This is a genomic window from Streptomyces olivaceoviridis, assembly GCF_014650115.1.
Classification (GTDB): Bacteria; Actinomycetota; Actinomycetes; order Streptomycetales; family Streptomycetaceae; genus Streptomyces; species Streptomyces olivaceoviridis.
Genome location: NZ_BMUI01000010.1, coordinates 42,554 through 65,657, shown reverse-complemented (window position 1 = coordinate 65,657; position 23,104 = coordinate 42,554). Strand labels below are relative to the sequence as shown.

Here is a 23,104-nt window from a genome sequence, read left to right as displayed (position 1 = left end):
GCCCAGCCCCTGCGTCGTCACAGCGGTGTCGCCGCGTGCAGGACCAGGAACAGGGTGACAGCGGAGCTCGCCGACGACATCGCCGACACCAGCGCCCCGGCGGCGGCGCCCCAGGCGGCCAGGCCGACCGAGGTGAACGCCGACGGCCAGGTACGGGCCGCGGGGGCGGGGGCCAGCAGCGCGGCCACCCGGCGCGGCACGGGACCGGTCGCCGCCAGCGCGGCCACGGTCGGCACCGGTATGCGCGGGGCCAGCAGGGCCGCCTTGCCGATGGCGCGGGCGACCGTGCGCCGGTCACCGACCGCGCGGGCCGCCTCCTCGTCCGCCCACCGCTCGGCCGTGTAGACGACGGCGGTGCGCAGCGGTCTGAGGAACGGGTTGGCGCGGGCCGCCAGGTGCGCGGCGAGCAGGTGGCGGTGGTGACGGGCGGTCAGATGGGCGCGTTCGTGGGCGAACAGGGCGCGCCGCTCGGCGGGCGCCAGTCCGGCCAGCAGGGCCGTGCTGACGACGATCCGGCCCCGGCCCCGGCTGCGGCTCGCGGGGAGGGCGTACGCGTACGGGGTGCCGTCCGGGAGGACCGCGACCGTGGACCCCGGCACCCCGGCCAGCGCGCGGTGGGCGCGGTAAGTGACCCGGTGGTGCCGCCACAGGGTGCGGGCGCAGGCCGCGGCGACGACGGCGAGCGCGGGGATGGCGGCCCGGCCGGCCACCTCGTCGTGCGGGACGGCGGCCCGCACCTCCGGGTCGGACCAGCCGTCCGGCAGCGGGTTGCCGGGCAGTTGGGCGGTGCCGACCACCATGAGCAGGGCCAGGCACAGCGTGCTGCACCCGGCCATGACGACGGCGACCGCGGTCAGCAGCCGGGTCGCGGTGCGCGGGTGCAGCCGGGTCTCGGCGAGCCGGGCGACGGGCCACGCGGACAGCGGCAGCACCAGCGGCAGGAAGACGAAGAGCCCCATGAGCCGTCAGTCCTCCGTGCCGCCGGCGTCCGGGCCCGGGATGTCGAGCAGCGCCCGCAGCACCTGTTCGTCGCCGGGCGGCAGGGCGGTGACGAAGCTGGCGAGGACCGCCTCGCGGTCGCGTTCGCCGTCGAGCAGGCGGCGCATGCGCAGCGCGGCCAGCCGGGCCACGTCGGCCGTCGGCGTCCACAGGAAGGACCGGCCGTGCCGTTCGCGGGAGACGACGTCCTTGGCGAGCAGCCGGGTCAGGATGGTGACGACGGTGGTGTAGGCGAGGTCGCCGCCGAGGCGCTCCTGCACCCAGGCCGCGGTGACCGGTCCGTCCGCCTCGCGCAGCGCGCCGAGGACCTGGCCCTCCAGCTCCCCCTGCCCGCGCCGCCGGGCCCGGCCGTCTTCCCTCGTCATCCGTGGTTCCTCCGCCGTCTTCCCGCGCTCGCTCACCCGCCGTTCCACGCTACTTCACGCCACTGACACTCCCCTACGTGCGGCGCCCGCACCGGTGCGCGATCTCACCGAGGAGGATGCCGACGGCGAGGAGGACGTCGGCGGCGAGGAGACAGGCCAGCGGGATGCCGGGCAGCGGTACGGACCAGCCGGGCAAAGGGACGGCCGCGAGCGCCGGCACAAGGCGGACGGCCGCTGCGGTGCCCTCCGGGCGGGCCTTGCGGGCGGCGGCCACCTGGACGGAGGCGGGCAGCTCGCGCTCGTCGGCCGGAACGGTCGGCTCATGGCCGTGGACGAGTCTCTCGGTCCGGAAGGAGCCCGCGTACAGCAGGCCGGTGACGGCGGCGGTCGGCAGGAAGGGCGCGACGAGCACACCGGCGCAGAAGTGCAGGCGCAGCACGTGGGGGTGCCCGGCGACCGCGGGTGGCGGGGCGGGACGCCTCGGCCGGGGTGGTCGAGGGAGCGGTGGTCGTCAGCGGGCTTCTCCGGGGCTCGGTGCGAGAACCACGGGCAGTCCGGTGGTCGGACCGCGAAAGGGCGGAGTTCTCCGGGGTGTTGGTGACCTGTGCCACAGGAGTCGGCGGGCGGGCATGGCATCCTGACGCGATGGCACCTCCCCGTGATCACGCACCGCTCGCCGAGCGGGTCGAGGAACTCCTCGCCGCCGGCGGCCCCTTGCCCATCGTCGCGGCCGGACAGCCGGTGCTGCGGCGCGGCACCGAGCCGTACGACGGCCAGCTCGGCCCCGCGCTGCTGGCCCGGTTCGTCGAGGCCCTGCGCGTCACCATGCACGCGGCCCCCGGTGTGGGCCTCGCCGCCCCGCAGGTAGGTGTGCCGCTGCGGATCGCGGTCATCGAGGACCCGGCGCAGGTGCCCGAGGAGGTGGCGGTCGCCCGGGGACGGGTGCCGCAGCCCTTCCGGGTCCTGGTCAACCCCTCGTACGAGCCCGTCGGCACCGCCAGGGCCGCGTTCTTCGAGGGCTGCCTGAGCGTGCCGGGGTGGGTCGCGGTGGTGGCCCGGCACGCCGAGGTGCGGCTGCGCGGCGCGGACGAACACGGCCGCGCGTTGGACGAGGTGTTCACCGGCTGGCCGGCCCGGATCGTCCAGCACGAGACGGACCACCTCGACGGCACGCTGTACCTGGACCGCGCGGAGCCGCGCTCGCTGTCCACCGCCGAGGCGGCGCTGGCCCTGTGGGCCCAGCCGACGCCGGAGGCGGCGGCCGAGGCCCTGGGCTTCGAACTGCCTTAGCCTGCCGCTCAGTTGTCCCGGTAGGCCTCCAGCAGCCGCAGCCACACCTCGCTCAGCGTCGGGTACGACGGGACGACGTGCCACAGCCGGCCGACCGGGACGTGTCCCGCGACCGCGACGGTGGCCGAGTGGATGAGTTCGCCGACGTCGGGGCCGACGAAGGTGACCCCGCGCAGGATCTCGTCCTCCAGGTCCACGACCATCCGGGCGCGGCCCTTGTAGCCGTCGCCGTACAGGCCGGCGCCCGCGACGGAGGAGAACTCCACGTCGACGGCGCGGACGCGGTGGCCGGCCTGTTCGGCCTCGGCGAGGGAGAGCCCGACCGCGGCGGCCTCCGGGTCGGTGAAGACGACCTGGGGCACGGCGTGGTGGTCGGCGGTGGCCGCGTGGGCGCCCCAGGGCTCCTCCGCGACCGTGCCGCCGGTGGCGCGGGCGCCGATGGCGGCACCGGCGATACGGGCCTGGTACTTGCCCTGGTGGGTGAGGAGGGCGCGGTGGTTGACGTCGCCGACCGCGTACAGCCAGTCGGTGCCGGTCACGCGCATGCTGTCGTCGACGTCCAGCCAGGAGCCGGGTTCCAGGCCGACCGTGTCCAGGCCGATGTCGTCGGTGTGCGGGACGCGGCCGGTGGCGAAGAGGATCTCGTCGCCCTCGATCCGGTCACCGGCGGAGGTGACGGCCACGACCGTGCCGTTCTCACGGCTGACGGACTCCACGGAGGTGCCGGTGCGCAGGTCGACGCCCGCCTCGGTGAGGGCCTCGGCGACCAGTTCCCCGGCGAACGGCTCCATGCGGTTCAGCAGCCCCTTGCCGCGCACCAGCATGGTGACCCGGGAGCCGAGGGCCTGCCAGGCGGTGGCCATCTCGGTGGCGACGACACCGCCGCCGACGACGATCAGCCGGCCCGGGACCGCCTGGGCGCTGGTCGCCTCACGGCTGGTCCAGGGCTTGACCTCGGCGAGTCCGGGCAGGTCGGGCAGCTGGGCCCGGGTGCCGGTGGACACGGCGACGGCGTGCCGGGCGGTGAGGGTGGTGACCGTCCCGTCGGGTCCGGTGACCGTGACCGTGCGGGGCCCGGCCAGCCGGCCCTGGCCGCGGTACAGGACGGCACCGGTGCCCTCCAGCCAGCCGACCTGGCCGTCGTCCTTCCAGCCGGCGGTGAAGTAGTTCCGGCGGGCCAGCACGGCCGGAGCGTCGAGCGGGCCCTGGACCGCCTGGGCGAGGCCGGGCAGGCGGCGGGCGTCGGCCTGCGCGATGACCGGCCTGAGCAGGGCCTTGCTGGGCATACACGCCCAGTACGAGCATTCGCCGCCGAGCAGTTCGCTCTCCACGAGGGCCGTGGTGAGGCCGGCCGCCCGGGTGCGGTCGGCGACGTTCTCCCCCACGGGTCCGCCCCCGATCACCACGACGTCGTAAGCGATGGATTCCGTTTCCGTCATGCAGTCAGTCTGGTGGGTGGTGTGCGCGGTGGCCACACGGGTACGCGCGCGGAACACGGGCGTGCACGGGTGGAATAGGCGGACCGGCGACTGTGTTTCCGACGTCGGCACACCCCACACCAGGAAGAGGGAATCACGCCATGAGCAGCACTGTGGAGCTGACCAAGGAGAACTTCGACCAGATGGTCACCGAGAACGAGTTCGTTCTCATCGACTTCTGGGCGTCCTGGTGCGGGCCCTGCCGGTCGTTCGCGCCCGTCTACGAGAAGGCCGCCGCGGAGAACCCCGACCTGGTCTTCGCCAAGGTGGACACCGAGGCGCAGCCGGAGCTGGCCGCCGCCTTCGACATCCAGTCGATCCCGACGCTGATGATCGTGCGCGACCAGGTCGCGGTCTACGCCCAGCCGGGCGCCCTGCCCGCGCCGATGCTCGCCGACCTCATCGGGCAGGCCCGCAAGCTCGACATGGACGAGGTCCGCAAGGACGTCGCCGCCCAGCAGGGCCAGGCCCAGGAGGGGCAGGGGCAGGCGCAGCAGTAACGCGTGGGGGGCCGCGGTGACACCGCGTGCGGGACCGGATCAGCTGGACTCGCGCCGGATCACCGAGGCCCCCAGCACGGTGTGCACCTCGGGCTCGCCGCCCGGGTCGCGCACGGCACGGTCGACCAGTTCGGCGAGGTCCTGCCCGGAGGGCAGCTCGATGTGGACCGTGCTCAGCCGGGGCCGCAGCAGCCGGCCCAGCACCAGGTCGTCGGCACCGATCACGGCGACGTCCTCGGGGATGCGGACGCCCTCGTCCTGGAGGGCGCGCATGAGCAGCATCGCGTACTCGTCGTTGTAGGCGAAGACCGCGTCCAGGCCGGACCCGGTCCAGCGGGCGGCCAGTTCGGCGGCGGCCTCCTCGGTATAGGCGAGGGGCAGCTCCGTCACGGTGGCGTCCGTGCCCCGCAGCGCCTCGCGCACGCCGGCGAGCCGGGGCCGTGAGTAGACCTCCAGTCCGGGTTCCCCGGGCAGGACTACGCCGATCCGGCGCCGGCCCCGCGCGTACAGGTGGGCGCCCGCGCAGTGGCCGACGGCGTCGTGGTCCATCAGCAGCGCGTGCGCTCCCTCGACGCGGGCGGGACCGAGGGTGACCACGGCCCGGGCGCCGGACCGCTTGAGGACGGCGACGCCCTGCGGGCCGAGTCCGGCACCGGGCACCAGGACGGCGACCGGCCGCAGCTCCGCCCAGGCGCGGGCGGCCTCGTCACCCTCCAGGCCGACACTGCCGTACTGGACGACGGTGTAGTCGAGACGGCCCAGCGCCCACTGGAGTTCGTTCAGGAACCGGCTGTACAGGGGACCCACCGGGATCGCCGGGGCGGGCATGAGGACCATACGACTGCGTCCGGCGCGCAGGCTGCGGGCGGCGGCGTGGGGGACGTACCCCAGTTCGCGGGCGGCCTCGTGCACGCGCCGGCGGGTCGCTTCGCTGATCCGCACGGCGCTGGTCTTGTTGAGGACGCAGGAGACGGTCGCGCGCGAGACGCCGGCCAGGCGGGCCACATCGGCACTCGTGGGCGTGTTCGGTATCTGCACCATGACAGACCGCATCTTGGCAGAGGGGCGGGGGCCGGGGCCGGGCGGGGCAAGGTGCTTCATCGTTCGACAAAGAGGGCGTCCGCGCGCCGTCCGGCGAACGCGTTCGTGGCGAACGCGTTCGTGGCGAACGCGTTCGTGGCGAACTTGTTCGCGACGAACATGTTCGTTACGGTGATGGACATGAACGCTGCCCCCCGCTCCCGCCGGGAGCGTCCCGCCAAACCCGCCCTGACCCGGGAGGGCATCATCGCCGCCGCCGTCGCGATCCTGCGGGCGGAAGGGCTCCGCAAGGTGACGATGCGACGGCTCGCGCAGGAACTCGACACCGGCCCCGCCTCGCTCTACGTGTACGTCCGCAACACCGACGAACTGCACGCGGCCGTCCTGGACGAACTGCTCGGCACGGTCGATCCGGCCCCTTCCGAGGGCACCTGGCGGGAACGGCTGGAGCGGGTGCTCACCGGCTACACCGCGATGCTCCTGGAGCACCCGACCCTGGCTCGCTCGGCGCTGACCGCGCGGCCGAGCGGCCCGCACTACCTGCGCCTGGTCGAGACCCTGCTGGAGCTGCTCCAGGCGGGCGGGGTACCGCTCGCCCAGGCGGCCTGGGGCGTGGACCTGCTGCTCCAGCACGCCACGGCGACCGCCGCCGAGCACGCCGGGGAGGAGCCCCAGGGCGACTGGCAGGCGGCGGCCCGAGCCCTGCGCGAGGCGCCCGCGGCCACCCATCCGCACATCGCCGCCGGTGCCGACGCGCTGCTGTCCGGCACGCCCGGGGCTCGCCTGTCGTGGGCGTTCCAGACGCTGATCAACGGCATCGAGCGGACCGCCGTACCGAACCTCGAACCGGCCGACGTACAGAACCCCGTGTCGACCGACGTACCGAACCCCGTGCCGACCGAAGGCCAGGAGGCCACGTGACCACCGGTTCCCTCCCCCACCACCCCGTCGCGGTCGTCGGCGCAGGGCTCGGCGGGCTCACGCTCGCCCGCGTGCTGCACGTGCACGGCATCGAGGCCGCGCTGTTCGACCTGGACGCGTCGGCGGACGCCCGGATCCAGGGCGGCATGCTCGACATCCACGACGACACCGGCCAGGAGGCACTGCGGGCCGCCGGCCTGCACGAGGAGTTCCTGACCCGGGTGCACTCCGGCGGCCAGGCCCTGCGGGTCCTCGACCAGGACGGCGCGGTCCGGCTGGCGGAGCCCGACGACGGCACCGGCGGTCGGCCCGAGATAGACCGGGGCGACCTGCGCGGTCTCCTGCTCGGCTGCCTGCCCGCCGGCACCGTCCGCTGGGGCGCCAAGGTCACCGGCGCGCGCCCGCTGGACGGCGGCCGGCACCGGGTGACGCTCGCGGACGGCACCGAGTTCACCACCGATGTGCTGGTCGGCGCGGACGGCGCCTGGTCGCGCGTGCGTCCGCTGGTCTCCGCGGCCCGTCCGGCGTACACCGGTGTGTCGTTCGTGGAGGTGGACCTGCGGGAGGCGGATGCGCGGCACCCGGTGAGCGCGGAGGTGGTCGGCGGCGGCATGCTCTTCGCGCTCGGACCCGGCCGCGGCTTCCTCGCCCACCGCGAGACGGACGGCAGCCTGCACGTGTACGCCGCCGTGGTGGCGCCGGAGGACTGGCTGGACGGCATCGACTTCACCGACACCGAGGCGGCGAAGACGGCCGTGCTGAAGGAGTTCGACGGCTGGGACGCGAACCTGCGGGCGCTGGTCGCGGACGCGGACGGCGCGCTGGTGCCCCGCCGCATCCACGCCCTGCCGGCCGGGCATCGCTGGGAGCGGGTGCCCGGGGTGACCCTGCTCGGCGACGCGGCCCACCTGATGTCGCCGTTCGCGGGCGAGGGCGCCAACCTGGCCCTGATCGACGGCGCCGAACTCGGCCTCGCCCTGGCCGCGCACCCCGGGGACACGGAGGCCGCGCTGGCCGCCTACGAGTCCCGGATGTTCCCCCGCGCCGCGGCCTCCGCGCGGGACTCCGCCCACAGCCAGTCCCTGCTGTTCCGCACGGACGCGCCACAGGGGTTGCTGAACATGTTCGCCGGCCGGGCGGACTGACCGGACGGGACCTGGCTCGCCCTGGCTGGGCGAGTCAGCACGATTGGGCCGGGGCGACTTGGCCGGGCGCGGGGCGTCGGGGGCTCCGCGCGGGCGGGGGTGACTTTGGCCAGGCGCCGGGGGCTCCGTGCGGGCGACGGCGACTCGGCCGGGCGCCGGGGGGTTTCGCGCGGGCGCAGGCGACTTGGCCTGACTGGGCGATCCGGTTCGAGCGGGGTCAAACCGACGCGTGGCCGGGTGCCGGGGCCCCGGGCGGCGGGGGCGACTCGACCTGGCGCGGGGGCTCCGTCCGGGCGGAGGCGGCTCGGCCGGGTGTGACGGTTCTGCGCGGTGCGCGTCGGCTTGGCCGGGCCAGGCCGTCCGAGCCGGTCCGGTTCGGCCGGTCCGGTTCGGCCGGTCCGGTTCGGCCGGTCCGGTTCGGTGATTCCGCGCGGCCGGTTCGGGCGGCCCGGCTCGGTGATTTCACGTGGGCCGGCTCGTTCAGGTCCGGCCCCGGGGACTTGGTCGCTACCCGGCTGCGCGTGAGGTTCCGTACGAGCCCGCCGTACCCCAACGGCTCGATGCGGCTCCACGCCACCACATCGGCTCCGCGGGCGGGGCCGGCCTGTCGGGACGGTCCGGCGCGGCCCGCTCAGCCCTGCCTAGCGCGGCGGCTCCGTGCCGGTCACCCGGGCGACCAGGTCGAGCCAGCCGGATTCCAGGCGTTCCATCGGCATGTCGCACTGCCGGGTCAGGTGGTGGATCAGCGCGGGGTCCAGCGAGGCCAGGAGCGTGTGGGCGAGCAGATCGCAGTCGGCCTTCGGGACGATCTGGCGCAGCAGCATCGTGACGTGCATGCGCAGCGACCCGGCGGCGGGGTGCAGGAGCCGGCGGGTCGGCTCCGGTTGGGCGGCCAGTTGGAGGTCGAGCTGCTCCGCGGTGCGGTACAGCACCGCCACACCGAACGCCCTCAGCCGCTCCAGGGGCGGCGAGCCGGGACCCAGCGGCGGGGGCCCGCTCAGGAAGTCGGCCTGGAGTTGCCTGGCCGAGTGGTCGAGCAGGGCCATCAGCAGCCCGGTGCGGTCGCCGAAGCGGCGGAAGACCGTGCCCTTGCCCACGTTGGCCGCCGCCGCCACCGCCTCCATGGTGACCCCGGCCACCCCGTGCTCCGCGATCAGCCGGGCGGCGGCCTCCAGCAGCCGGGCCCGGTTGCGGGCGGCGTCGGCCCGCAGGAGCGGCACTTCGGAAGCAGGGCCGACCTCCAGCAACTGGGGCGTGTCGACGGGCTCCTCAGGCTTCGGGAAGGGCGGCAGAGCGCTGGACATGTCGACAGCGTAAAGCATCGGGAACAAAACTGGACCGCGGTCCGGTTAGGGTGATACACACTTAAACGGACCCCGGTCCGGATCGTGACAGCGATGTTTCAGCCCCTTGGAGTTCCCATGTCTGTTCGCATCCTCGCGCTCGTCGGCAGCCTTCGCGCCGGTTCGCACAACCGCCAGCTCGCCGAGGCGGCCGTGAAGCTCGCGCCGGAGGGCGCCGAGGTCGAGCTGTACGAGGGCCTGGCCGACATCCCGTTCTACAACGAGGACATCGACGTCGAGGGCAACGTGCCGGCCGCCGCCGCCAAGCTGCGCGAGGCCGCCCAGGCCGCCGACGCCTTCCTGCTCTTCTCCCCCGAGTACAACGGCACCATCCCGGCCGTGCTGAAGAACGCCATCGACTGGCTGTCCCGCCCCTACGGCGCCGGCGCCTTCGGCGGCAAGCCCGTCGCCGTGGTCGGCACCGCCTTCGGCCAGTACGGCGGCGTGTGGGCGCAGGACGAGGCCCGCAAGGCCGTCGGCATCGCCGGCGGCAAGGTGATCGAGGACATCAAGCTGTCCATCCCCGGCTCGGTCACCCGCTTCGCCGAGACCCACCCGGTCGACGACGCCGAGGTCGCCGCCCAGCTGACCGAGGTCGTCGCCCGTCTGCACGGCAACGTCGGCGCTGCCGCCGCCTGAGCCGTACCGCCGCTCCCGTCGGGACCGGCACCCTGCGTTCCCGGTGAGGGCCGGAGCCGCCGCGGCTCCGGCCCTCACCCGTGCCGCAGCCCCTGGTGCCGGGAGCTGCCGCCGAAGCCTCCGGCCCCGGCGGGTCGTGCTCGGGGCGGCAAGGGGTAGACGGCTCGTGACCGCTCATGACCGGTCACGGCCGCCTGCGTCGTGACCGGCCCCCGGACGCCCCATGGAAGGAGCAGGAGGAGCCATGTCCCTGGTCCCCCCGCCGTTCGATACGGAACTCGCCGCCGTACTGGAGTCGTTCCGGGGCGTGATCGAACCCGGCTTGACACCGGAAGACGTCGAGGCCGCCCGGCGCGGCGCGGCCGTCGAGCTGGTCGACGTGACCATGGACGGCGCGTTCGAGGCGGAGGACCGTACGGTGCCCGGTCCGGAGGGTGCCCCCGGTGTCCGCCTCCTCCTGTGCCGGCCGATGACCGCTCCCGTCCCGGCCCCGCTGCCGGTGCTGTACCACGTGCACGGCGGCGGCCTGGTCGCCGGCACCAACCGGGTCGGCGTGACCGAACCGCTGGCCTGGGCGCGCGAGCTGGGCGCGGTCGTGGTGTCGGTGGAGTACCGGCTCGCGCCCGAGCACCCGCATCCGGCGCCGATCGAGGACGTGTACGCCGGGCTGCTGTGGACCGCGGAGCACGCGCGGGAGATCGGCGGCGACCCGGACCGGATCGTCGTGGCGGGCGCCAGCGCGGGCGGCGGTCTGACCGCGGCCCTGGCCCTGCTCGCCCGGGACCGGCGGGGCCCGCGTCCCCTCGGCCAGCTGTTGATGTGCCCGATGCTGGACGACCGCAACGACAGCGTCTCCAGCCGTCAGATGGCCGGCCTGGGCGTGTGGGACCGTACCGCGAACGAGACCGCCTGGACGGCCCTGCTCGGCGAGCGCCGCGGCGGCCCCGAGGTCTCTCCGTACGCGGCCCCGGCCCGCGCGACCGACCTGTCCGGCCTTCCCCCGGCCTTCCTGGACGTGGGCTCCGCGGAGACCTTCCGGGACGAGGTGGTCGGCTACGCGTCCCGGATCTGGCAGGCCGGCGGCGAGGCCGAGCTCCACGTCTGGCCGGGCGGCTGCCACGGCTTCGACGCCCTCGCCCCGGAGGCGACCCTGTCCCGCACGGCCCGCGCGGCCCGCCTGGGGTGGCTGCGACGACTGCTGGGTTGATCGCCCACCACGCGAGACCCCGCACGCCCCGGCACGACACGCCCGGCCCCGGAGCCGTACGGCGAGGAGCCCTGGGACTTCGACGAGGCGGGCGAACACCGCTCGCCCCCGGGAAGAAACCGGCCCCCGGAAGACACCCGTCGGAAAACCGCGCTCCCGGCCCGCTGTGACGTTACCGTTCGGTAGACATCGTGCCCGGAGTCTCCCGGAGGTGCTCGTCCATGACGCCCGACCGTGCCGCAGGACTCGTGGAGACCCGGCGTGCGCTCGCCGAGGGGGAGGTGAGCTCGCGGGAGGTGGTGGAGCGGACGCTGGCGCGGATCGAGGCCGCTCAGGCGACGCTGAACCCCTTCCGGATCGTGCGCGCCGAGGCCGCCCTCGCCGAAGCGGAGGCCGCGGACCGGGAGTTGGCCGCCGGTGTGCGGCGCCCGCTGCTCGGGGTGCCGGTGGCGGTGAAGGACGACATGGACGTGGCCGGTGAGCCGACCGCGTTCGGCTGCTGCGGCGAGTTCCCGCCGGCGCCCGCGGACGGGGAGGCGGTACGGCGGCTGCGCGCGGCCGGCGCGGTGATCGTCGGCAAGACGAACACGTGTGAGCTGGGGCAGTGGCCGTTCACCGAGGGGCCGGCCTTCGGGGAGACCCGCAACCCGTGGCACACCGAGCACACGCCCGGCGGGTCCTCCGGTGGGTCGGCCGCAGCCGTCGCCGCCGGACTCGTCCCGGCCGCGCTCGGCTCCGACGGCGCCGGTTCGGTACGCATCCCGGCCTCCTGGACGCACCTGATCGGCATCAAGCCGCAGCGCGGCCGTATCTCGACCTGGCCGCGCGGCGAGTCCTTCCACGGCATCACGGTGAACGGCACCCTCGCCCGTACGGTCGCCGACGCGGCCCTGCTGCTCGACGCGGCGAGCGGCAACCACGACCGGGACCCGCACCGGCCGCCCGCGCTGACGGTGGCGGACGCGGTCGGCCGCGACCCGGGCCGGCTGCGCGTCGCCCTGTCGCTGAAGCCGCCGTTCACCGCCGTACCCGCTCGGCTGGACCCGGTGATCCGCTCCCGGGTCGTCGAACTCGCCGAGCGGCTGGCGCGGTTGGGGCACGTCGTGGAGGAGGCCGATCCGCCGTACGGGCAGATCGGGCTGGCCTTCGTGCCCCGGGCCACCGCCGGGATCGCCGAGCGGGTCCGCGAGGCACCGGATCCGGCGCTGCTCGATCCGCGTACCCGGGGCGCCGCCCGGCTCGGCCGGCTGCTCGCCGGTGCCCCGCTCCGTGCGGCCCGGCGCGCCGAAGCGGTGCTGCACCGGCGGATCGGCGCGTTCTTCGAGTCGTACGATGTGATCCTCGCCCCGACCACCGCCATGCCCCCGCCCCGGATCGGTGCCTTGTCCGGACTCGGCGGGCTGGCCACGGACCGGGCGATCATCGCCGCCTGCCCGTACGCCTGGCCGTGGAACGTGCTCGGCTGGCCGGGGGTGAACGTGCCCGCCGGGTTCGCGGGCCCCGGACTCCCGGTGGGCGCGCAGTTGCTCGGCCCAGCCGACAGTGAGCCGCTCCTGGTGTCGCTGGCCGCGCAGTTGGAGGCGGAGCTGCGCTGGCACGAGCTGTGGCCGCCGGAGGGGGCGGACGCCGACGCGGATGCCGGCACTCCGGCCGCGTGACGGCGTTCCGCCCGTACGCTGGGGCCATGGACGACGCGTCGATGGTCGGGCTGATGGGGCGGGTGACCGGGACGGTCGGACCCGGTCTGGTCGGCGAGGTGATCGTGCGGGTGCGCGGCGGCGCGGAGCACTTCCTCGCCTATCCGGCCGGCGGCACGGGCCGGATCGCGACCGGCACGGTCGTGATGGTGGTGGAGTACCTGCCACCGAGGACGGTCTACGTGACGGCGGCGTACGACAGTTGAGCCCGCGTCGCCCCAGGTGAGAGCGGCGTGCGTCAAGATTGCAACAAGGATTACCCGGCGTCTTCACCCGGGCCCGCGGCAGGCGCACACTCCCTTCGTTCGGTGCCGACAGGGCACCATGCAAAGGGGGCGTATGCCGATGGTTGTCGGCGTCGTTGCGGGGGCGGTCGTCGTTGCCGTCCTCGTGTTGATCGGTCTGTTCAAGATGATGTGGCGGGTCGCCGAGCCGAACGAGGCGCTCATCATCTCCGGGTCCAAGCACCGCACCGAGGGCCTGGAGGAGGGCATGGGCTTCCGCATCGTCACCGGGCGCGGCACGCTGGTGTTGCCCGGTGTGCAGGCGGTGCGCAAGCTGTCGCTGGACCTGAACGAGACCGAGCTGCACGTGGACTGCGTGACGCACCAGGGCATTCCGCTGAAGGTGCGGGGCGTGGTCATCTTCAAGGTCGGCGACGACTTCGTGTCGATCGCGAACGCGGCCCGCCGTTTCCTGGACCAGCAGAAGCTGATGTCGGAGCGGGTGCACAACGTCTTCGCCGGTCATCTGCGGTCGATCGTGGGCGGGTTGACGGTCGAGGACATGATCCGCGACCGGGAGAAGCTGACCGGGCAGACCCGGGCGGCCTGTGGCACGGAGATGGAGAAGCTCGGTCTGATCGTGGACTCGCTCCAGATCCACGAGATCGAGGATCCGACCGGCTACATCCAGAACCTGGCGATGCCGCACGCGGCGGCCGTCCAGCGGGACGCGCGCATCGCGCAGGCCGAGGCGAACCGGCTGGCCACGGAGGCCGAGCAGCAGTCGTTCGCGCGGATGGCGGAAGCCACCCGGGACAGTGAGATCCTCCAGGCCGGCTACCAGGCCGAGCGGGACAAGGCAGCGGCCAAGTCCCAGCAGGCCGGCCCGCTCGCCGCGGCGGCGGCCCGGCAGGAGGTCGTCGTGCAGGAGACACGGGTCGCCGAACTGGAGGCGCACCGGCGGGAACAGCAGCTCCAGGCGGACGTCCGCAAGCCGGCGGACGCCAAGGCGTACGAGAAGCGGACGCTGGCCGAGGCCGAGCGTGACGCGAGGATCTCGGCGGCCCAGGCGAAGGCGAAGGAGACGGAGCTGGCGGCGGCGGCCGAGGCGACCCGGGTGAAGGCCGCCGCCGCGGCCGAGGCCGAGGCGACCAAGACCCGGGGTGCGGCGAGCGCCGCCGCCACCCGGGCCACCGGTGAGGCCGAGGCCGCCGCCCAGCAGGCGAAGGGCCTGGCGGAGGCCGAGGCCACCCGCGCCCAGGGCCTGGCGGAGGCGGAGGCCATCAAGGCGCGGGCCGCGGCCCTCGCGGAGAACCAGGAGGCGGTCGTCGCCCAGCAACTCGCCGAGAAGTGGCCGGAGATCGTCCAGGCGGGGGCGTCGGCGTTCGGCAACGTGGACAACATGGTGCTGCTCAACGGCGCGGACGGCATGGGCGAGTTGTTCGCCAAGGCGCTCACCATGGGCGGCACCGGGCTCGGCCTCGCCCGCAAGCTGCTCGCCACGATGGGGGACAACGGGCAGCCGGTGAACGGGGGGTCGCCCTCGCTCAACGGCGTGGTGGCCCCTCCGCCGCAGAAGGTGCCGGTGGAGCAGGAGGGCTGAGCAAGGGGTGCTGTGCGCGGCCGGGGTCCCTCACCAGGGGCCCCGGCCGTGCGTGTGCACGAGCCGGTCGACCGTCTCCGGGCGCGGGGCCGGGTTCGCCCCGGCGGCGTGGGCGAGTTCCGGGTCGGCGAGGAGTTCCGTGAGCCCGGGGGCCGGGGGCCGGGAGGTTCGGGTGGTGGGCCAGGGCCGCCCTGGCCTCGGGCCGGGGTCACGGGTGAGCCGTTCGACGACGGCCGGCTCGGTGTCGGGTCCCGTGCGCCCGGGGCGCGGACCCTGGGGTCGGCGTGCCCCGCGAGATGGGCAGGCCCGGTGCGCCGGAAGTCCGGCAGGCTGGCCAGGCGTTCGCGTCCCGGGTGTCGGGTGTCGGCATGTTCCCTGGTCCCCCGTGCGCGTCCCGGCCTCGCGGCTCCAAGCTCCGACCCTACGGGCTCACGCCGTGAGCAGGGCGACGCCGAGGGCGATCAGGGCGCCTGCCTTGAGGACTTCCAGGGCGCCACAGGTGGCTGCGCGAACGGGGCAGTTCCTCTCCCGCGAGGACCCGGTCGGACCTGCGGTTGAGAAGGGGGCGGACGACGGCCAGCTGGGCGAGGAGGAGGGCCGCCACCGCCGCGGTCAGCGAGATGACGGCGGCCGGGGCGTCGCCCAGCGCGACCGCGAGGATCACGACGACCGCGAGGACGGTCTCCACGGCGTTCAGCGCGCGGAACACCAGTCGTCCGATCGCGAGACCGACGGGGATCGTCACACCCGGGGCTCGGAACTTCAGCGGCGCCTCCAGGAAGGAGATCGCCAGCACCATCCCGAGCCAGACGAAGGTGACCGCGCCGGCGGTGGCGGCGGCGGTGTTCATGGAGGGCCTTTCTCCGCCGGGGTGGTGGGGCGGCGGGGTCGATCGGGGCGGGCGGTGCGGTGGCCGCGGATCCGGCTCGCGGTGCGACGGCCGCCGACTCTGCGAACGGCGCGGTGGCTGCCGACCCAGCAGGGGGTGCGGTGGCTGCCGCGGGCGGCGGGCGGTGCGTTGGCCGGCGATCCGGCTAGCGGCGCGGTGGCTGCCGCGGGCGGCGGGCTCGGCTCGGTGAGTGAGGCGCGCCCGGACGCCGCGCGGGGCGGTTCAGCCGGGCGCGGTCCCCGCCAAGTGGGCCACGCAGGAGTCGGGTTCGGCGAACGGTTCCAGCGTGGCGGCCGTCAGCGGTGCGCCCAGCTCCGCCAACGCTCCCTGCATCAGGCCAAGATGGAGCGAGCAGACCAACCCGCCCTGTTCCTCGGCGAGTTCGAGGAAGGGACAGTGCCGCAGGCGGATCCGCTCCGGCGTCCGGCCGGGCTCGCCGCCCGCTCCGTCCTCTCCGTCCGGCCGCGGCGCGAAGCCCAGGCCGTCCAGCAGGGCGAGCAACGCGGCCACCGACCGCTCGGGCGTCGCCGGCTCGAACGGCGGGAGAGGGTCCACCAGGAAGCGGCCCCAGGCCCGGCCCGTCTCCATCGCCTCCGCCCGCGCCCCGGCCGGGTCGGCGGCGGCCCACCGGCTGAGCAGCATACGGGCGAGCAACCGGTAGTCGCGGTGGCCGCCGCGGTCCATGCCGGGGCGCACGGTGTAGACGGTGCGGGGCCGGCCCGGTCCCGTGGGTGCCACGGCCCGGCGCTCCACCAGGCCGTCGGCCACGAGGGCGTCCAGGTGGAACCGCACGGTGTTGGGGTGGAGCCCCATCCGCTCGGCGGCCTCCGCGATCCCGAGCGGTGCGGGCGCGGTGCGCAGCACCTCCAGCACCTCCCGGCGGCGCGGGCTCTCCCGCGTGGTCACGTCCGGACACCCCTCTCCCACCTGCGGCTATTTTCACGAATCCTACATGGATTAATTGTAAAGTGGTCGGACACTGTGGGCAGGGATACGGAAGAGCCGAGGAGAACACCAGATGACGTCGCCGTCCGCGACCGCCACTGCAGCAGCCCGTCCGGCGACGGACCCGCGCGTGCTGTGCGACACCCGCGCGCTGGCCGACACGCCCCCGGCACCGGCCGGGGTGCTGTGGAAGCTGGCGGAGAGCGGTCGGCAACTCGACGCGAACGTCGTCCGGCTGGCTCCGGGCGGGCGGATCACGGCCCACACCGAGGCGCAACTGGACGTGCTGGTCCTGGTCGTCGCCGGGGACGGCACGCTCGGCAACGGCTCCTCGGAGGCGGTGGAGGCGCTCACCGAGGGCGCCCTGGTCTGGCTGCCGCACGGCGCCGCCCGCAGCATCACCGCCGGCGAGTCCGGGCTGACCTACCTGACGGTGCACAGCCGGCGCCCCGGCATGCGGATCGGCGCGCGCCCGACGGGCACGGCACCGCTCCAGCGCCCCGGCTCCGCACCGGATCGGCACCCCGGTTCGGCCTCGCAGTAACCCACCTGCTCCGGGGCCGGGTTGGCCGGACCACTAGGGTGCCTCCGTGAGCACGTTTACCGAAGAGAACGTCCCCGGCCGGTACGGCCCGCACGCCACCACCGAGGCCGACCCGCGCGAGGTCGGCCGGGTGCGCACCGAGTACTCCCCGGCCCATGACGGCGACCCGGACCCCGGGGAGATCGTATGGACCTGGGTGCCGTTCGAGGAGAACGACGGCCGGGGCAAGGACCGCCCGGTGCTGGTGGTGGCCCGGGAGCCCGCCGGCACCCTGCTCGCCGTACAGCTGTCCAGCAAGCGGCACGACGGCGACCGCGAGTGGGTGGCGATCGGGAGCGGGCCGTGGGACCGGTCGGGCCGTGATTCGTGGGTGGACGTGGACCGGGTGCTGCGACTGCACGAGGAGGGCATGCGCCGCGAGGCGTGCGCGCTGGACCGCATGCGGTTCAACCTCGTCCGCCAACGCCTGCACGAACGTTACGGCTGGACCTGAGCGCGCCGGGCCACGGCACGTGCGTTACGGGTGTAAGGGTGGACCTGAGCGCGCCGGGCCGCGGCACGAGCGTACGGCTGGACCTGACCGCCCCCGAGCCCCACGGGCCGTGCCCACGGTCGAGCGATACGGCAGGGTCCGCCCCCTGGTCCCGGGCCGAGCCGGCAGCCGGCAGCCGGCAGCCGGACCCCCAACTCCCGAATCCCCGCTACTACACCCCCACCGACTCCGGGAACGCCCGTTCGAACGCCCCCCGCACCACCGCCCCCGGCGTCCGGTCCAACACTCCGAACACCACGTGCTCGAACGTCCGGGCGAACCGGCCGTCAGGCCCCAGTAGCGTCCGGAAGGCCCCCGCGACCCGCGCCGGGTCGTTCTGGAAGACGCCGCAGCCCCAGGCGCCGAGCACCAGCCGCCGGTAACCGTGGGCGGCGGCCGTCTCCAGGACGCGTCCGGCCCGTACGGCCAGGGCTGCCGGGAGCGCGGCGGCCCGCTCCGGCGCCGTCCGCCGGATCACACCCGCGTTGGGGGCGGCGGCCGTCAGGAAGCCCGCATGGTACGGCTCGGCGAGCAGCCGGCCCCGGTCGTCGCGGAAGACGGGGACGGCCGGGGAATGGATCACGCGGTCCGAGTAGAACGGATCGCGGTCGGCGCGGTGATGGTCGTAGAAGGCACGGGCCGTCAGCAGGCAGGTGTGCAGCGCGGAGGCGCGGCACAACGCCTCCTCCTGCGCCTGCGCGCCGTTGAGGTAACCGCCGCCGGGATTGCGGGCGGAGGCGAAGTTCAGGACGGCGACGGGGGCGTCGGCGAGCCGGCGGGCCGCCTCCAGGCTGCTCTCGCCGGTGACCTCGACCACCAACTCGGTTCCGCTTGCCGGTGTCACCGGCACCGGGGCGGGGCCGTACATCCGGGTGCCCGCCCGCGCGGCCTGCACCGATTCTGCGAGCGACACCTCCCGGCCGTCCGAGGCGATATACCGGCCCGCGGCCACGATACGTTCCGTTTCCTCGGCGATCCCGCGCAGGCGCGCGCTCACGGCGCCACCCCCGTGGGCGCCACGACCGCGGCCCGCGCGGTCTCCCCCGTCGTGCTCATGCACGCATCCTGGGTGATGCTGGTGATGCGGTGCAACGGAGTTTCCCGGCTCCGCGACGGCCCGGAGACATCCAAGGAAACGGAGGTGACGGATCCGGAACGTCCCCGCTGGCACTCTTGTGCGAATCGGTGCGAAGGTCTTGGGTGGAACGAGTGCCACCGGCCCGGACGCCGTGCCCGTGGCATGGTGGAATCTCAGGAGGATCCCGACATGTCTCATACACACAGCGACGGTGGTGACTGTACGGAGCACCGCACCGCCGTCACCGAGGCCGAGGTGGAGGCCCTGGTCCGGGGCATCTGCTTCAAGACCGGACCGCCCCGCACCCTCGGTGTCGAGCTGGAGTGGCTCGTCCACCCGCTGGAGCTGCCGCAGCTCCCGGTCACACCCGAACGACTCGAAGCGGCCTACGCCACCGTGCGGGCCGTACCCCTGGGATCGGCGCTCACCGTCGAACCCGGCGGCCAGTTGGAGCTGAGCTCGCCGCCCGCCGCCTCCCTGATGGAGTGCGTCGACACCGTCTCCGCCGACCTGGACGCCGTCCGGGCCGTGCTGGCCCAGGACGGTCTCGGCCTCGCGGGCATCGGTCACGATCCCTGGCACCCGCCCCGCAGATTCCTGCACGAACCCCGTTACGACGCCATGGAGACCTGCCTGGACCGCACCGGTCCGGCCGGCCGGCACATGATGTGCGCCTCGGCGTCCGTCCAGGTCTGCGTGGACGCCGGACACGAGGAGCCCGGCCCGCTGGGGCACACCCGGCGCTGGTGGCTGGCGCACCAGCTGGGCGCGGTCCTGGTGGCCGCGTTCGCCAACTCGTCGCTGATCGGCGGTCGCCCCACGGGCTGGCGGTCCGCCCGGCAGCTGATATGGACGGAGATAGGTGCCGGCCGGGCCGGCGCTCCCCCGCCGAACGGCGAGCCGCGGGCCGCCTGGGCCCGGCACGTGCTGGACGCGCCGGTGATGTGCGTGCGCCGGGACAGCGGACCGTGGGAGGTGCCCGAGGGGCTCACCTTCCGGGAGTGGACCCGCTCCGGTTCGCCCCGGCCGCCCACCCGGGCGGACCTCGACTACCACCTCACCACGCTGTTCCCGCCGGTCCGGCCGCGCGGCCATCTGGAGCTGCGGATGATCGACGCCCAGCCCGGCGAGGACGGCTGGATCGTGCCGCTCGCGGTGACGGCAGCGCTGTTCGACGACCCGGAGGCCGCCGAGACCGCCTACCGGACCGTGAAACCACTGGGTGAACGGGCCCTTGACCGGCCCGCACCGCACAACCCCCTGTGGGTCGACGCGGCCCGGTCCGGGCTCGCCGACCCGGAGCTGCGCGAGGCCGCCGACGTCTGCTTCGCGGCGGCCCTGGACGCGCTGCCCCGGCTCGGCGCCACCAGCCGGGTCACCGACGCCGTGGCCGCGTTCCGGGACCGCTATGTCGCCCGGGGCCGCTGCCCGGCCGACGACCTGCTGGACCGACTGCCCGTGACCGCCCCGCCCTCGTCCGGGTCCGGCCCGGCCGGACGCACCCGCACCGCCCGCGGGAGGAAGGACATCCGTACATGACCGCCCCCGAGACCGACATCCAGACCCGGACGGCCGAGACGGACGCCGAGGCGCTGCGGGAGCGCGCACTGGCCTCCCTCACCACCGCCCGCGACCGCACCACGCTGCTGACCTCCTGCGTCGACGAACCGGACCTCACCGCCCAGCACTCGCCGCTGATGTCCCCACTGGTGTGGGACCTGGCACACATCGGCAACCAGGAGGAGCTGTGGCTGCTGCGGGCGGTCGGCGGCCGGGAGTCGATGCGGCCCGAGATCGACAGCCTGTACGACGCCTTCGAGCACCCGCGGTCCGAGCGCCCCACCCTGCCGCTGCTGCCGCCCGCCGAGGCCCGCCGGTACGCGGCGGAGGTGCGCGGCCGGGCGCTGGACCTGCTCCAGACGGCGGACTTCCACGGCACCCGGCTGACCGAGGCCGGCTTCGCCTTCGGCATGATCGCCCAGCACGAACAGCAGCACGACGAGACCATGCTGATCACCCATCAGCTCCGCAAGGGCCCGCAGGCGCTGACCGCCCCGGACCCGGAGCCGGTCCCGCTCTTCACCGGTCCGGCCGAAGTCCTCGTCCCCGGGGGGCCGTTCACCATGGGCACCTCCAGCGAGCCCTGGGCGCTGGACAACGAGCGCCCGGCGCACCCGCGCGAGGTGGCACCGTTCTGGATCGACACGACCCCGGTGACGAACGCGGCGTACCAGGCGTTCATCGAGGACGGCGGCTACGACACCGAGCGCTGGTGGTCGCCGGAGGGCTGGGCGCACATCAGGCAGCACGCCATATCCGCCCCGCTGTTCTGGCGGCGGGACGGCGGCCAGTGGCTGCGGCGCCGGTTCGGGATCACGGAACCGGTCCCGCCCGACGAGCCGGTGCTGCACGTGTGCTGGTACGAGGCGGACGCCTACGCCCGCTGGGCCGGGCGGCGGCTGCCCACCGAGACGGAGTGGGAGAAGGCGGCCCGCTTCGACCCGGCCACCGGCCGCTCGCGGCGCTACCCGTGGGGCGACGCCGACCCAGGGCCGGAACACGCCAACCTGGGCCAGCGGCACCTCAGGCCCGCTCCCGCCGGGAGCTACCCGGCCGGTGCCTCGCCGCTCGGCGTCCGGCAGCTGATCGGTGACGTGTGGGAGTGGACGGCGAGCGACTTCCTGCCGTACCCGGGCTTCCGCGCCTTCCCGTACAAGGAGTACTCGGAGGTGTTCTTCGGCCCCGAGCACAAGGTGCTGCGCGGTGGTTCGTTCGCCGTGGACCCGGTGGCCTGCCGGGGCACCTTCCGCAACTGGGACTATCCGATCCGCCGGCAGATCTTCTCCGGGTTCCGCACCGCACGCTCGGAGACGGTCTGATGTGCCGTCACCTTGCCTACCTGGGCCCCGAGGAACCGCTCGGCCGGGTCCTCACGGAGCCCCCGCACAGTCTGTTCCGCCAGTCGTGGGCGCCGCGCCGGCAGCGGCACGGCACGGTCAACGCCGATGGTTTCGGGGTGGGCTGGTACGCCTCGCAGGACCCGGTACCGGCGCGCTACCGGCGGGCCGGGCCGATCTGGGCCGACCTGTCCTTCGCCGACCTGTCCCGGGTGGTGCGCTCGGGTGCCGTGCTCGCGGCCGTCCGGGACGCGACCTTCGCGGGGGCGGACGCCGAGGCCGCCGCGGCGCCGTTCGCGTCCGGACGGTGGCTGTTCAGTCACAACGGCGCGGTCGCGGGCTGGCCGGACGCGGCGGCGCCCCTGGTGTCCGCGCTGCCGCCGGTCGAGCTGCTCTCGCTCCAGGCCCGTAACGACTCGGCGTTCGTCTGGGCGCTGGTCCTGCACCGGCTGCGCAGCGGCGACGAAGCGGACCAGGCCATGGGAGAAACGGTTCGCCAGCTGGCGTGGGCGGCCCCCGCCTCCCGCCTCAACCTGCTGCTGACCGACGGAGCCACGATCACGGCCACCGCCTGGGGCGACTCGCTCTGGTACCGCACGGAGCCCGGCCGGAGCACGGTCGTCGCCTCCGAGCCGTACGACGACGACCCGTTCTGGCGGGAGGTCCCCGACCGCACCGTGCTCACCGCGAGCCGCGCCGGCGTGCTGCTCGCCCCGCTGGAGGACCCGGCGGCCTCGCCCGCGCTCGGCTCCGCCCGAGCGGGGGCACCCCGATCACCGAAGGAGCCCTGCCGTTGAGCCCCCTGCACGTCACCCTCACGCTCCCCGAGGACGCGACGGACGCCGCGCTGCGCGCCGACGTCCTGCGCGGCCTCACCGCCACTCCCAAGTGGCTGCCGCCCAAGTGGTTCTACGACGCCCGCGGCAGCGAGCTGTTCGAGCGGATCACCGAACTGCCCGAGTACTACCCCACGCGCGCCGAACGGGAGGTCCTCGCCGCCCGGTCCGGTGAGATCGCCGCCGCGAGCGGTGCCCGCACCCTGGTCGAACTGGGCTCGGGCTCCTCGGAGAAGACCCGCTATCTGATCGACGCGCTCCCCCTCTCGGCGTACGTCCCGGTCGACGTCAGCGAGAGCGCCCTCACCCAGGCCGGCGGGGCCCTGATCGAGGAGCGCCCCGACCTCGAAGTCCACGCCCTGATCGCCGACTTCACCGCCCCGCTGGCCCTGCCCGCCACACCGGGGCCCCGGCTGGTGGCCTTTCTCGGCGGCACGATCGGCAACCTGCTGCCCGTCGAACGCGCGGGGTTCCTCGCCTCGGTGCGGGCGCTGCTCGCCCCGGGCGACGGGCTGCTGCTCGGCACGGACCTGGTGAAGGACGAGCGGGTGCTGGTCCGGGCGTACGACGACGCGGCCGGGGTGACGGCCGCGTTCAACAAGAACGTGCTGGCCGTGGTCGACCGCGAACTGGGCGCCGACTTCGACCCGGACGCGTTCGACCACGTGGCCCTCTGGGACGCCGAGCGGGAGTGGATCGAGATGCGGCTGCGCTCCCGTACCGCGCAGACCGTGAAGGTGCCCGCGCTGGATCTCGCCGTGGACTTCGCGGCGGGCGAGGAGCTGCGCACCGAGGTGTCGGCCAAGTTCCGCAAGGAGGGCGTGACCGGAGAACTGGCCGCGGCCGGCCTGGAGCTGACCCACTGGTGGACGGACGCCGAGGGCCGGTTCGCACTGTCGCTGAGCGTGGTGCGGTGAGCCGGGTGCGCCCG

Annotated in this window: 24 protein-coding genes and 1 pseudogene; 15 read left to right on the top strand and 10 right to left on the bottom strand. The window is 74.6% G+C overall.

Annotated features, from left to right (window positions below):
• Nucleotides 1-17 precede the first annotated feature (17 nt).
• From IE273_RS20380 to IE273_RS45180, 3 genes are all read right to left on the bottom strand, one after another.
• On the bottom strand, nt 18-959 hold the full coding sequence (locus tag IE273_RS20380) for a M56 family metallopeptidase (RefSeq protein WP_189816611.1): 942 nt from the start codon (nt 957-959) through the stop codon (nt 18-20).
• Between the two features lie 6 nt (nt 960-965).
• Nucleotides 966-1,364, bottom strand: coding sequence for a BlaI/MecI/CopY family transcriptional regulator (locus tag IE273_RS20375; protein ID WP_014676528.1), 399 nt, complete (start codon nt 1,362-1,364; stop codon nt 966-968).
• 73 nt (nt 1,365-1,437) lie between these two features.
• Nucleotides 1,438-1,803, bottom strand: coding sequence for a PepSY domain-containing protein (locus IE273_RS45180; protein ID WP_189816610.1), 366 nt, complete (start codon nt 1,801-1,803; stop codon nt 1,438-1,440).
• A gap of 206 nt (nt 1,804-2,009) precedes the next feature.
• Here IE273_RS45180 and IE273_RS20365 point away from each other — a divergent pair, with 206 nt between their 5' ends.
• Nucleotides 2,010-2,654: a peptide deformylase gene (locus IE273_RS20365; RefSeq protein WP_189816609.1), complete on the top strand. Its 645-nt coding sequence runs from the start codon at nt 2,010-2,012 to the stop codon at nt 2,652-2,654.
• An 8-nt stretch (nt 2,655-2,662) separates the two neighbouring features.
• Here IE273_RS20365 and IE273_RS20360 read toward each other — a convergent pair whose 3' ends face one another.
• Nucleotides 2,663-4,093, bottom strand: coding sequence for a dihydrolipoyl dehydrogenase family protein (locus tag IE273_RS20360; RefSeq protein ID WP_189816608.1), 1,431 nt, complete (start codon nt 4,091-4,093; stop codon nt 2,663-2,665).
• Between the two features lie 140 nt (nt 4,094-4,233).
• Between IE273_RS20360 and trxA the strand changes: the two genes are divergently transcribed.
• A complete protein-coding gene (trxA, locus tag IE273_RS20355; RefSeq protein ID WP_189816607.1) occupies nt 4,234-4,632 on the top strand; it encodes a thioredoxin in 399 nt (132 codons plus the stop codon).
• 39 nt (nt 4,633-4,671) lie between these two features.
• On the opposite strand, the gene IE273_RS20350 is transcribed toward trxA, so the two are convergent.
• A complete protein-coding gene (locus IE273_RS20350) occupies nt 4,672-5,685 on the bottom strand; it encodes a LacI family DNA-binding transcriptional regulator (RefSeq protein ID WP_189816606.1) in 1,014 nt (337 codons plus the stop codon).
• 44 nt (nt 5,686-5,729) lie between these two features.
• Nucleotides 5,730-5,855: a TetR family transcriptional regulator gene (locus IE273_RS43590; protein ID WP_229887297.1), complete on the bottom strand. Its 126-nt coding sequence runs from the start codon at nt 5,853-5,855 to the stop codon at nt 5,730-5,732.
• On the opposite strand from IE273_RS43590, the gene IE273_RS20340 reads away from it, so the two are divergent.
• Both IE273_RS20340 and IE273_RS20335 read left to right on the top strand, forming a co-directional pair.
• Nucleotides 5,854-6,594 (top strand): TetR/AcrR family transcriptional regulator, encoded by a 741-nt coding sequence (locus tag IE273_RS20340; protein ID WP_189816605.1) that lies wholly within the window; start codon nt 5,854-5,856, stop codon nt 6,592-6,594. The two genes, IE273_RS43590 and IE273_RS20340, sit on opposite strands and share 2 nt — an antisense overlap.
• Nucleotides 6,591-7,739: an FAD-dependent oxidoreductase gene (locus tag IE273_RS20335; protein WP_189816604.1), complete on the top strand. Its 1,149-nt coding sequence runs from the start codon at nt 6,591-6,593 to the stop codon at nt 7,737-7,739. Before IE273_RS20340 ends, IE273_RS20335 begins: the two co-directional genes overlap by 4 nt.
• Before the next feature lie 641 nt (nt 7,740-8,380).
• Here IE273_RS20335 and IE273_RS20330 read toward each other — a convergent pair.
• Nucleotides 8,381-9,061 carry a TetR/AcrR family transcriptional regulator gene (locus tag IE273_RS20330; protein ID WP_189816603.1) on the bottom strand — a complete coding sequence of 227 codons (681 nt, stop codon included), beginning with the start codon at nt 9,059-9,061 and terminating at the stop codon, nt 8,381-8,383.
• 99 nt (nt 9,062-9,160) lie between these two features.
• On the opposite strand from IE273_RS20330, the gene IE273_RS20325 reads away from it, so the two are divergent.
• From IE273_RS20325 to IE273_RS20305, 5 genes are all read left to right on the top strand, one after another.
• Nucleotides 9,161-9,721, top strand: coding sequence for an NADPH-dependent FMN reductase (locus IE273_RS20325; RefSeq protein ID WP_014676457.1), 561 nt, complete (start codon nt 9,161-9,163; stop codon nt 9,719-9,721).
• 244 nt (nt 9,722-9,965) lie between these two features.
• Entirely contained in the window at nt 9,966-10,928 is a 963-nt protein-coding gene (locus IE273_RS20320; RefSeq protein ID WP_189816602.1) for an alpha/beta hydrolase, read from the top strand.
• A gap of 221 nt (nt 10,929-11,149) precedes the next feature.
• A complete protein-coding gene (locus tag IE273_RS20315) occupies nt 11,150-12,586 on the top strand; it encodes an amidase (protein WP_189816601.1) in 1,437 nt (478 codons plus the stop codon).
• 26 nt (nt 12,587-12,612) lie between these two features.
• On the top strand, nt 12,613-12,831 hold the full coding sequence (locus tag IE273_RS20310; RefSeq protein WP_189816600.1) for an NfeD C-terminal domain-containing protein: 219 nt from the start codon (nt 12,613-12,615) through the stop codon (nt 12,829-12,831).
• Nucleotides 12,832-12,964: 133 nt separating this feature from the next.
• Entirely contained in the window at nt 12,965-14,452 is a 1,488-nt protein-coding gene (locus tag IE273_RS20305) for an SPFH domain-containing protein (RefSeq protein WP_189816599.1), read from the top strand.
• A gap of 429 nt (nt 14,453-14,881) precedes the next feature.
• Here the strand turns inward: IE273_RS20305 and IE273_RS20300 are convergent.
• Both IE273_RS20300 and IE273_RS20295 read right to left on the bottom strand, forming a co-directional pair.
• Nucleotides 14,882-15,302, bottom strand: a pseudogene (locus IE273_RS20300) (hypothetical protein).
• A gap of 261 nt (nt 15,303-15,563) precedes the next feature.
• Nucleotides 15,564-16,247 (bottom strand): helix-turn-helix transcriptional regulator, encoded by a 684-nt coding sequence (locus IE273_RS20295; RefSeq protein WP_189816598.1) that lies wholly within the window; start codon nt 16,245-16,247, stop codon nt 15,564-15,566.
• Nucleotides 16,248-16,359: 112 nt separating this feature from the next.
• Between IE273_RS20295 and IE273_RS20290 the strand changes: the two genes are divergently transcribed.
• The gene (locus tag IE273_RS20290) at nt 16,360-16,830 is read left to right on the top strand and encodes a cupin domain-containing protein (RefSeq protein ID WP_189816597.1); all 471 of its coding nucleotides are present in this window, start codon (nt 16,360-16,362) and stop codon (nt 16,828-16,830) included.
• A gap of 46 nt (nt 16,831-16,876) precedes the next feature.
• Complete coding sequence (locus IE273_RS20285; protein ID WP_189816596.1) at nt 16,877-17,323, top strand: type II toxin-antitoxin system PemK/MazF family toxin; 447 nt, start codon at nt 16,877-16,879, stop codon at nt 17,321-17,323.
• A 211-nt stretch (nt 17,324-17,534) separates the two neighbouring features.
• Here the strand turns inward: IE273_RS20285 and IE273_RS20280 are convergent, their stop codons facing one another.
• Nucleotides 17,535-18,359: a TIGR02452 family protein gene (locus IE273_RS20280; RefSeq protein ID WP_189816595.1), complete on the bottom strand. Its 825-nt coding sequence runs from the start codon at nt 18,357-18,359 to the stop codon at nt 17,535-17,537.
• 270 nt (nt 18,360-18,629) lie between these two features.
• Between IE273_RS20280 and egtA the strand changes: the two genes are divergently transcribed.
• Genes egtA through egtD form a run of 4 tightly spaced genes read left to right on the top strand, consistent with a single transcriptional unit; the run spans nt 18,630 to nt 23,090 of the window.
• Nucleotides 18,630-19,979, top strand: a complete 1,350-nt coding sequence (egtA, locus tag IE273_RS20275) for an ergothioneine biosynthesis glutamate--cysteine ligase EgtA (RefSeq protein ID WP_189816594.1) — start codon at nt 18,630-18,632, stop codon at nt 19,977-19,979.
• On the top strand, nt 19,976-21,319 hold the full coding sequence (egtB, locus tag IE273_RS20270) for an ergothioneine biosynthesis protein EgtB (RefSeq protein WP_189816593.1): 1,344 nt from the start codon (nt 19,976-19,978) through the stop codon (nt 21,317-21,319). Before egtA ends, egtB begins: the two co-directional genes overlap by 4 nt.
• Nucleotides 21,319-22,134, top strand: coding sequence for an ergothioneine biosynthesis protein EgtC (egtC, locus tag IE273_RS20265; protein ID WP_189816592.1), 816 nt, complete (start codon nt 21,319-21,321; stop codon nt 22,132-22,134). The genes egtB and egtC overlap by 1 nt, the downstream gene beginning before the upstream one ends.
• Nucleotides 22,131-23,090 (top strand): L-histidine N(alpha)-methyltransferase, encoded by a 960-nt coding sequence (gene egtD, locus IE273_RS20260; RefSeq protein ID WP_189816591.1) that lies wholly within the window; start codon nt 22,131-22,133, stop codon nt 23,088-23,090. Before egtC ends, egtD begins: the two co-directional genes overlap by 4 nt.
• Nucleotides 23,091-23,104 lie beyond the last annotated feature (14 nt).

Bases quoted from the DNA above. Each gene is read 5' to 3' on its own strand.
- IE273_RS20315 (WP_189816601.1), top strand. From the start codon at position 11,150: ATGACGCCCGACCGTGCCGCAGGACTCGTGGAGACCCGGCGTGCGCTC.
- egtB (WP_189816593.1), top strand. From the start codon at position 19,976: ATGACCGCCCCCGAGACCGACATCCAGACCCGGACGGCCGAGACGGAC.
- IE273_RS20325 (WP_014676457.1), top strand. From the start codon at position 9,161: ATGTCTGTTCGCATCCTCGCGCTCGTCGGCAGCCTTCGCGCCGGTTCG.
- IE273_RS20310 (WP_189816600.1), top strand. From the start codon at position 12,613: ATGGACGACGCGTCGATGGTCGGGCTGATGGGGCGGGTGACCGGGACG.
- IE273_RS20350 (WP_189816606.1), bottom strand. From the start codon at position 5,685: ATGCGGTCTGTCATGGTGCAGATACCGAACACGCCCACGAGTGCCGAT.
- IE273_RS43590 (WP_229887297.1), bottom strand. From the start codon at position 5,855: ATGTCCATCACCGTAACGAACATGTTCGTCGCGAACAAGTTCGCCACG.
- IE273_RS20290 (WP_189816597.1), top strand. From the start codon at position 16,360: ATGACGTCGCCGTCCGCGACCGCCACTGCAGCAGCCCGTCCGGCGACG.
- IE273_RS20305 (WP_189816599.1), top strand. From the start codon at position 12,965: ATGCCGATGGTTGTCGGCGTCGTTGCGGGGGCGGTCGTCGTTGCCGTC.
- IE273_RS20320 (WP_189816602.1), top strand. From the start codon at position 9,966: ATGTCCCTGGTCCCCCCGCCGTTCGATACGGAACTCGCCGCCGTACTG.
- egtC (WP_189816592.1), top strand. From the start codon at position 21,319: ATGTGCCGTCACCTTGCCTACCTGGGCCCCGAGGAACCGCTCGGCCGG.
- IE273_RS20360 (WP_189816608.1), bottom strand. From the start codon at position 4,093: ATGACGGAAACGGAATCCATCGCTTACGACGTCGTGGTGATCGGGGGC.
- IE273_RS20380 (WP_189816611.1), bottom strand. From the start codon at position 959: ATGGGGCTCTTCGTCTTCCTGCCGCTGGTGCTGCCGCTGTCCGCGTGG.
- IE273_RS20365 (WP_189816609.1), top strand. From the start codon at position 2,010: ATGGCACCTCCCCGTGATCACGCACCGCTCGCCGAGCGGGTCGAGGAA.
- IE273_RS20375 (WP_014676528.1), bottom strand. From the start codon at position 1,364: ATGACGAGGGAAGACGGCCGGGCCCGGCGGCGCGGGCAGGGGGAGCTG.
- IE273_RS20330 (WP_189816603.1), bottom strand. From the start codon at position 9,061: ATGCTTTACGCTGTCGACATGTCCAGCGCTCTGCCGCCCTTCCCGAAG.
- trxA (WP_189816607.1), top strand. From the start codon at position 4,234: ATGAGCAGCACTGTGGAGCTGACCAAGGAGAACTTCGACCAGATGGTC.
- egtA (WP_189816594.1), top strand. From the start codon at position 18,630: ATGTCTCATACACACAGCGACGGTGGTGACTGTACGGAGCACCGCACC.
- IE273_RS20340 (WP_189816605.1), top strand. From the start codon at position 5,854: ATGAACGCTGCCCCCCGCTCCCGCCGGGAGCGTCCCGCCAAACCCGCC.